The sequence below is a fragment of the Helicobacter trogontum genome (assembly GCF_000765905.2).
Taxonomy (GTDB): Bacteria; Campylobacterota; Campylobacteria; order Campylobacterales; family Helicobacteraceae; genus Helicobacter_A; species Helicobacter_A trogontum.
In genome coordinates this window covers 78011-87133 of the sequence record NZ_JRPL02000009.1, presented here as the reverse complement: position 1 = coordinate 87133, position 9123 = coordinate 78011, and the positions used below count along the sequence as shown (strand labels likewise).

General features: G+C 34.2%; 8 protein-coding genes. 3 read left to right on the top strand and 5 right to left on the bottom strand.

Translation table 11 applies throughout. The features are described 5' to 3' along the window. From LS81_RS05390 to LS81_RS05370, 5 genes are all read right to left on the bottom strand, one after another. On the bottom strand, window positions 1–1855 hold a 1855-nt coding region (locus LS81_RS05390), incomplete at its 3' end, for a vacuolating cytotoxin domain-containing protein (RefSeq protein WP_201798950.1). 541 nt (window positions 1856–2396) lie between these two features. After that, complete coding sequence (locus tag LS81_RS05385) at window positions 2397–3341, bottom strand: thiamine pyrophosphate-dependent enzyme (protein WP_034321287.1); 945 nt, start codon at window positions 3339–3341, stop codon at window positions 2397–2399. Between the two features lie 39 nt (window positions 3342–3380). Next, on the bottom strand, window positions 3381–4604 hold the full coding sequence (locus LS81_RS05380; RefSeq protein ID WP_034346752.1) for a 2-oxoacid:ferredoxin oxidoreductase subunit alpha: 1224 nt from the start codon (window positions 4602–4604) through the stop codon (window positions 3381–3383). 11 nt (window positions 4605–4615) lie between these two features. Then, entirely contained in the window at window positions 4616–5023 is a 408-nt protein-coding gene (locus LS81_RS05375) for a 4Fe-4S dicluster-binding protein (protein WP_034321291.1), read from the bottom strand. A gap of 24 nt (window positions 5024–5047) precedes the next feature. Further along, window positions 5048–5608, bottom strand: a complete 561-nt coding sequence (locus LS81_RS05370) for a pyruvate flavodoxin oxidoreductase subunit gamma (RefSeq protein ID WP_005218890.1) — start codon at window positions 5606–5608, stop codon at window positions 5048–5050. A 418-nt stretch (window positions 5609–6026) separates the two neighbouring features. Here LS81_RS05370 and LS81_RS05365 point away from each other — a divergent pair, with 418 nt between their 5' ends. The 3 genes from LS81_RS05365 (at window position 6027) to LS81_RS05355 (ending at window position 8999) form a co-directional block, all read left to right on the top strand. Further along, complete coding sequence (locus LS81_RS05365) at window positions 6027–6794, top strand: exodeoxyribonuclease III (RefSeq protein WP_034346751.1); 768 nt, start codon at window positions 6027–6029, stop codon at window positions 6792–6794. A 320-nt stretch (window positions 6795–7114) separates the two neighbouring features. Beyond that, window positions 7115–7618, top strand: coding sequence for a PAS domain-containing protein (locus LS81_RS05360; protein WP_034346750.1), 504 nt, complete (start codon window positions 7115–7117; stop codon window positions 7616–7618). Continuing rightward, on the top strand, window positions 7608–8999 hold the full coding sequence (locus LS81_RS05355) for a methyl-accepting chemotaxis protein (RefSeq protein ID WP_034346749.1): 1392 nt from the start codon (window positions 7608–7610) through the stop codon (window positions 8997–8999). The genes LS81_RS05360 and LS81_RS05355 overlap by 11 nt, the downstream gene beginning before the upstream one ends. The last annotated feature ends 124 nt before the right edge of the window (window positions 9000–9123 follow it).

Genomic DNA, 9123 nt, shown 5'->3' with positions numbered 1-9123 from the left:
CACTATGCTTACTAGAATCTTTGATGTGTAGAAGCTCATTGACATTTAAAGCATTGGCAACTATTTTAGTGTTAGATGCGATTGCTGTTTGTCCTTTTTGCGAAACTATTGTATTAAAGATACCATTATGGAGATTGACTTCAGCTTCCTTAATATTCATAATATTTGTATTTACATAGTTAATCTTTTTTGCTTTATCACCACTCATATGAATAAATGAAGTTGGTCTAGCATCAATTACATTAAAATTTAGAATCTCACCCCCACCAGTAAATCTAATATCTGCTCCATCAGCCGTATCACTCGTACCAAGCTCCATTGAAAGATAATTAATAAAGCTTTTACCGATATTTTGATCTACAACAGAATAAGAGTTGCCTTTATACACTACAAAATTATTGATATGAAAATCACTTGCTTTTAGTGTACCTGAACGTATTGAGAAAATATCGATGAATTTTGTGCCCATAACACCAGTTAAATCAAGTGTAGAATTACTTCCAGCTGTTGTTAAACCTATAGCTTCTATGTTGCCACCATAAAAATTTTTACCTGATATCTTCAATATATTAAGAGGGCGGATACCTAAACCACCTGTGCATGACCCATTGCAACCAACCACATTTCTAACCACAACATCACCATTTGAAGAATTAAGCTCCACACGCCCATTGCTCCCAGAGATACCATCTGTGGAGAAAGAAATATTTTCTACTACAAGCTTATTTTCTGTATTGACACGTATTGTGCTGCCACTTGTATAATTTTGATGATTTATAGTTCCTATATTCACTTCACTCGCCTCTTTTACATCTAACTCAGATGTAAAACCCACCCCAGCCCAATGGTAAGGGTTTGTTAATGTTGTAATATTTAATTTTCCACTAATGGTTGCAGTTAGCTTTTTTGTCGCACCACTTAATGCTGCCCCCTTGAAACTTAGCTCTCCAATTGTGGCATTAACTGCTTTTAACGTGCTGTTATTATCATCTATTACTACAGAATCTGCAGTAAAATCTTGTCCACTATTTCCTAGATTCTGAAGAGGATCTGCCCCATATGCTGGAGTTTGTGTCGGCACAAATCTACCATTTACAATATCACCTAGCATGTTGAGTTCATTTGAGCGAAAACTAGAATTAGTCATATTGATAGAATGTGTTGTTAGCTCTGTATAATTGGCTTGTGTTAAATCAAGTGTGCCATTTACAATATTAATCGCTCCAAAATTTAGCTTTGAATTTTTTGCAATAACATTTATTTGTCCGCCATCCATTTTTATATGCGTATTATCAAGAATTATGTTGTTTGTGTTTGCACTACCAATGTTAATGCCACCGCCATTGATATTTTCTATATTAAATTCTGAATTTTTTATATTGATTGTTTGTCCATTCAAGGAAGTAGTCGAATTTTGCGTACCTGCACGATTTATATGTATATATGCATTGTCTAATGTAAGATTGCTGTTTGCATTAAATGTAAGATTTGCACCACCACCTGTTCTCAAACTATTCCCAGAACCAAGCGTGCCTGTGATATAGACTTCTTTTGCATTAAAAGTAGCATTAATAAAACCTATATCGCCACCTCGACCAAACCAATGCATATTATTTGCATTTGGATCTTTTGAGATATTTCCAATAATTAAAGTGCCATTTTCATAAGTTTGTGTAAAATCTTTACCCCATGCCCAACCAGTATATGTTGTCCCCATATTGTTGCTATAGAATATTTCGTTTGAAGCGTTATTTCGGTTATTAAGGTTATAAATATCATTTTGAATATCCCCAGCATACATGATATGACTTATGCCAAGCAAAACCCCACTCAATACATATGATTTTATTTTCATAGTCATAACCCTTTTATACTTACTAGTTTATTTTGTATTTTAACAATTGGGGTATATATTTGCAGTTGCAAATATATCATTGTCAGATTCTAACAAAAAAGAGAAAATATTTGAACACAATAAGATACATGGCGTAATTCTCATGCAATTATCGTTTAACTTGCATCTCTATATGCTTTGTATGATTTGCAAACTTCATGTTAAACTATAATAGAGCATAAAAAGATTTCTTTACTTAAAAACACGTTTTCTTAAGCAGTACTCTTGCTATACAAAGAAATTTCTATTAAACAATATGCAAAACATTAAATTATATCTGCTGAAATAATATTGTATCAATCTGCTTGGACTTTAATATGCAGCGAGTATATGACCCCAATCACGTTAAAATTCACTCTATCAAATACAAGCAAACAATAAACGCGACCAAGGTAAATGAGAAGATAAATCAAAAAACTTGCGATTCTAAAATCTATCTTATTAGGCAATTTATAAACTACAACTCCATTAAAAATAGATAGATTAACTCGCCAAGTGTCTATTATAACTTTGCTTCTTCCCTTCTTTGCAATAATTCCCATCTTGCATCAACATCTTTTTGGAATTGCTCGATTATATGCTCATTTTCTGGTTTAAACAAATGCTTAAATCTACCTTGAGCAGCCAAGTAATCTCTAACAGGGATAACATTTTTAGGGCGGTAGGTGATGCGCAACTCATGTCCATCAATAATCTCATAAAGTGGAAACACAAGGCTATCTACGGCTAAATCACTCATTTCAACAGTGTGATTTGAATTAAATTTCCATTCGGTCGTACAAGCACTCATAGCATTAATAAAAGTTGGTCCCTCTGTATCAATTGCTCTTTTGATTTTAGCATTCATATCTTTCCATTTATTTGGTGCAACCTGTGCTACATATGGGCTTCCATGTGCTGCCATAATACTTAATAAATCTTTTTTCTTTTGTTTTTTACCATAACTTACCTTTCCTGCTGGTGTTGTAGAAGTACTAGCACCAAGAGGGGTAGAGCCGCTTCTTTGGCCACCTGTGTTTGCATATACTTCGTTATCGAGGCAAATATATGTAAAATCATGTCCTCTTTCAAAACAACCACTAATCCATTGGAATCCAATATCATAAGTCGCACCATCACCACCAAATGCTACAAATTTAGGTTTTTGCCCCTTATATCTACCCTTACGCTCAAGTGCCTTATACATAGCTTCAACACCACAAATTGCAGTTGAACCATTTTCAAAACCAATATGAATCCATGGCACATTCCATGATGTATGTGGATACACTGCTGTAGAAACTTCTAAACACCCTGTAGAATTTCCAAGAGCTATTGGACCATCCACTGCATTTAAAACCTCTCTCACAATCATGCCGTGGGCACAACCAGGACATAACAAATGTGCACCTTCAAATCTTTCAGCACTCTTACTAAATTGTTTTAGATTTTTTATCTCTTTTGTCATTATCTTTCCTTTTAACATATCTCTTCAAAGTTAAGAATCTTAATTGAAACCCATTTCCTTGCCACGCAAACAAATCCATCTTTGTGCATTGTGTGTAAGCTTTCCTGCTTTAACATTCTCTGCAAGCTCACTATAAATCTTTCTAATGTCTTTTTGTGTTAAATCTCGTTCCCCCAAACCATACACATAATTGGAAAGTATAGGACGATTATTTGTAGCAGCTTGATAAATAGCCGCACTCACTTCATTAAACATCGCACCCATAGCACCTGCAGGTGAAGACTTATCCATAATAGCAACTGCTTTTGCATTTTTCAATGCCTCACCTACTTGCTTATAAGGGAATGGGCGTAACACATGGATAGTTACAACACCAGCTTTTATGCCCTGCTCTCTCATAGCTTTTGCTGCAACCCGTGCAGATTCTGCGGTCGTACCGATAGCAAAAATTGCTACTTCTGCATCATCCATGTCATAACTCATCACAGGCTTATATGCTCGACCTGTTTTTTCTTTAAACTCCTCAAATACTCGTTCAATAACTGGCATAGATTCCATAATTGCAGCATGTAATTGTGCCTTATGCTCATAATGCCAATCTTCTTCTGCTTGCACACCGTAAGTAACAGGCTTACTAAAATCTAGAAGCGCATTCTTTGCCTTATACTCACCAATAAACTTATATGCTTTCTCATCACTTAAAGGACGCACATTTTGTGCTGTATGAGAGCTTAAAAAACCATCTTGATTGACTATTGTAGGCACCCTTACGTCATAATCTTCTGCAATTTTAAATGCCATGAGATTAAAGTCATAAGCTTCTTGTGGATTGCAAGTACAAAGCTGAATCCAACCTGCATCACGACAAAGATACATATCTGAATGATCTCCATGAATATTTAATGGTGATGCCAATGCACGATTGACTAGATTTAATACAATAGGCAGTCTCATACCACTTGCTTGATATAATACCTCAACCATCAATGCCAACCCTTGTGAGCTTGTGGCAGTAGCTACCCTACCACCCGCAGCAGCTGCACCAACACAACCGCTCATTGCCGCATGTTCAGATTCTACAAGCACAAATTCACCATCAATATAACCATTTCCAACAAATGTACCATAATCTTGCACAATGGGTGTTGATGGCGTAATGGGATATGCCGCCATCACATCAATCTGTGCTTGTCTTAATGCGTGACTCGCAGCAACATTGCCATCCCATACTTCAACTTCTTGTAAATCATATACTTTTGCCATTATTTAACTCCTTATGCCTTCTTCTCTTTCTTCTCTTTTGCTGGCCATTGGCTAATTGCATCTTCTTTTGTCACAAAATCTTGAAACATAATTAAAGATTTAGGGTTTGTTGGGCACACATCAGCACACACGCCACAACCCTTACAATGTTGATAATCCACACCAGTCATTTTTTCATCTCTCACCAAAATGGAGCTATCTGGGCAATATACCCAGCAAAAATAGCAGTTAATACAATGTTCAACATTATGCACTGGCTTTTCTGTTCTCCAGTGTGCTACGCTTAGTGTATAAGAGCTATTATCTGTATATTTTCTATCCTCTTGGTGTAATTCTAGACTTTTTTCACCCTCTGTTTCAAGCGGAAATACAACTGCACCAGGTAATAAGTCATTCCAACCTTTATTTGCATTTTGCATATTCTATCCTTTCATGATTTTATTTTAATGCACTTCGTCATAAGCACGCTGAATCGCCACCATATTAGCATCGATAATTTTTTGTGGCAACTTTTTACCTAAAACTTTCTTAAATGCTTCTTTGAACTCTTCAATTGGCAAAAGACCAGATTCCTTAATGAAAGCACCAAGCATAGGTGCATTTGGTATAGGCTTTCCTAATGCTTCTAGAGAAATCTTAATGCAATCTACTATATAAAACTCTCTATCTTTTAACTCTGGTTTTTTCTCTTGTAGTTCTTCTTTACTTAGATGTGTTGTGATGATGTATTTTGTTGTAGGTTTTTCGTTTTCAAAAATATCTGCGATAAAAGTAAGACCTGGATCAATCACTAATACATAATCTGGTTCCATATACTTCTCATGATTGAGAATAGGAGTATCATCAAACCTATCAAATGCCGCCATTGTAGCACCACGTTTTGCAGAACCATAAGTTGCAAAAGCCTGCACCTCTTTGCCCGTGCCAGCAATCACATCTGCCAGCCCCTTAGCACCAGTTACAGCACCCTGACCAGCTCTACTATGCCATCTGATTTCTAACATTATCTTCTCCTTATTATTGGGCTATTGTTTCAAATGGAAACATAAACACTCTCTTTAAACTTTTTTTTGTATCGTAAATGAAGCATAATATAAAATCATGGTTGAATATCCTAGACTGCTATGTCATTAGCTTATGCTGCATGGTGTAAAGAGTTTGTTACCCAATAATTGTAACAAATATTTTGTAAATTCTTTTGATTTTCATTTTACCTATGAGATATATACGGATTTACATGTGTTAAAAGGAAACACATGTAAATAAGACCTTTTACTTTCAATAACACTTTTATTACTTTTTTACTACAAATTTTAGCTCACAAGATGATTTAATATCTATATTAAGCAATGTTATATTTCTATAGTTATAATTGATGTCTCTCATATAAATTTAAACTGAACATTTTAATAGGACAATAATATGAAAATGATATCTTGGAATGTGAATGGATTGCGTGCGTGCATGACAAAAGGTTTTATGGATTTTTTCAATACAATAGATGCTGATGTATTTTGTATTCAAGAATCTAAAATGCACAGAAATCAAAGTGATTTTACTTTTGATGGATATTATCAATTTTGGAATGAAGCGGAAAAAAAGGGGTATTCTGGTACAATTATTCTAAGTAAAACAGAGCCATTAAGCGTTTGTAATGACATGGGTATAGCACATCATGATAAAGAAGGTCGCATTATTGTTGCAGAATATGCAACTTTTTTTCTTGTAAATGTCTATACACCAAACTCCAAAAGAGAACTCGAAAGACTTGCATATAGACAAGAATGGGAGGATGACTTTCGTGCATTCTTAAAAGGACTGGAGCAGTATAAACCTGTTATTGTATGTGGTGATTTGAATGTAGCACATAAAGAAATAGATCTAAAAAATCCAAAAACAAATCGTAGAAATGCGGGCTTCACCGATGAAGAGCGAGAAAAGATGAGCATACTTTTAGAAAGTGGTTTTATTGATTCTTATCGTTATTTTTATCCAGACAAGGAACATATGTATACATGGTGGAGCTATATGGGAAAAGCAAGACAAAATAATACGGGTTGGAGAATCGATTATTTTTTACTATCAAGATGCCTTACTAAGAATCTCAAAGAGGCACATATTTATCCGGAAATAATGGGAAGCGATCATTGTCCTGTTGGTATTGTGTTTGATGAAAATACCATTGAATAATAATATGCACAAATATGGCTTGGATAGATAGCCTACACTTTAACTACCCAAATTTACTTAATATAATATCACAGAGCATTTCGAGCTTCTTGGGCATCTGAATGAAAATGCATGTAAAATTATCACAAATTATAATAAAACTATATCCTTACAAACTTTATGTCATATCTCCTATTCTACTGTAACGAATATGTTTAATCATTGTAGAATCATAAAATGACAGTTTTCTAGCATTAACGCTACATGAAATTTAACATCTTGCAATTTATAATGTTATAATGGCGGTTTTTTACATTATATTCATTCGCGAGGAAGTTGATATGCAAGAACTTATACTTGATAAAGATGTATTAATTACTTCAAAAACAGATTTAAAAGGCAATGTATTATATTGCAATAAACCATTCTTAGATTACGCAGAGTATAATGAGGACGAAGTATTATTTAAATCACACAATATTGTACGCCACGAAGATATGCCAAAGTGTGTTTTTAAAATCTTATGGGAACATATCAAACAGGGTCAAGAAGCCTTTGCATTTGTTAAGAACAAAACAAAGTACAATAATTTCTATTGGGTATTTGCAAATGTTACACCAAACTACAATCAACATAATCAAATCATAGGCTACTATTCGGTGCGTAGAAAAGCAAATGAAGCGGCAATAGCAGTCATTGACAAGATATATAAACAAACCCTGCAAATTGAAAAAACACAGGGTGTCAATAAGTCATATAACTTTATCCTTGAGTATGTAAAAAATGCAAATTTAACCTACAATAATCTTATACTAAACCTCCAAAGGAATGGATATGTTGCTTAGAATCCTTTTAATAGTTGGGGCATTATTTTCTTTTATTGCAAGTGTATTGAGCTTTTTAGGTAGTAGTGTTGTGGTTGGCTGTATTGCTTTTGTTGTGTGTATCACACAAGCAATATGTCTATTTCTTAATATAAGATATACAAAATTTTTGGATCGCATCATTTCAGTAACAGAACATGCAAAAGATGGTGATTTTGAAAATCGTGTTATACACTTGCGTGGGGATCCTAAACTTGTAACACTTGGTGGGAATCTCAATATTTTACTCGATAATCTTGAAGCTTTTTTACGTGAGGTGAATACTTCTGTGAGTGCTTCGCAAAATCATGAGTTTTATAGGAGAGCATTGGGCGATGGCTTGAAAGGCACATTTGTAAAAAATATAGATAGTATCAATTTTTGTCTAAATAGCATTGAAATCAACGCCAAAGAGAGTATTCAAAATTCACTTGCAAAATCTCTCATGAATATGAGTTTGGATAATCAAAATTATGACTTAAACAATATTAGCACAGACTTAACGCGTGAAATGAGTAAAATGCATGGTGTCAATAATAATATCCAGTCTCTTACTCAAATTGCAGAGGAGAATAAAACAAATATTATGACAATAGCCGAAAATACAACTCATCTCTTAGCGCTTATCACCCAAAGCAATGATGCTATTAATAATTTTGCACAACGTTCAAATGACATTGGGAACGTCATTCAACTTATCATTAATATTGCAGCACAAACTAATCTCTTAGCCTTAAATGCAAGCATTGAGGCTGCAAGAGCTGGTGAGCATGGTAGAGGTTTTGCAGTAGTTGCTAATGAAGTAAGGAAACTTGCTGAAAATACACATAAAGCAACCGATGAAATCTCACTTGTCATTCAAACCATGCAGCAAGAAATTGCAACCATTCAAGCAGGAAGCGAAGAGGTCTGTCACATTATCAACGAAATTCAAAGCAAAATCTCTTCTTTTACGGGTGTATTTGAAAATCTTGGCAATGAAAGCATTGCGTTGCATCATGCATTTAATATACTGCAAAAAAGCCTTATTATTAATGTAGCAAAAATCGAGCATATCTTATACAAATCCAATGCATATCTAAGTTTTAAGCTTTTTAAACCAGCACAAGATTTTACCAAACATGCTATATCACATCTCTTTGAAGATCCAATTTGTCAAAATGTCCTTTTTGATCTCGTAAGCTATCAAGAAGTCGATAAAAGTAGAAAGATTATTACGCAAAATGTGCTTGATGCACTACAAAAAATAGATAAAAAATTGGATAACACAGATATCGATCATATCGTTACACACCTAAATGCTATGGAAGAAGAAAGTAGACATTTTATACAAAAATTAGATGGAGCAATTAGTCATTCTTAGAAGATACTATTATAGCAATTCATGTGAAGTTGCTTGTAATCTTAGAATCTTGTGACTATTAAAAATAACCTGTGTTTGTATAACAATAAATTAGTAGTAATTCTATATAATCAATACAGAGATT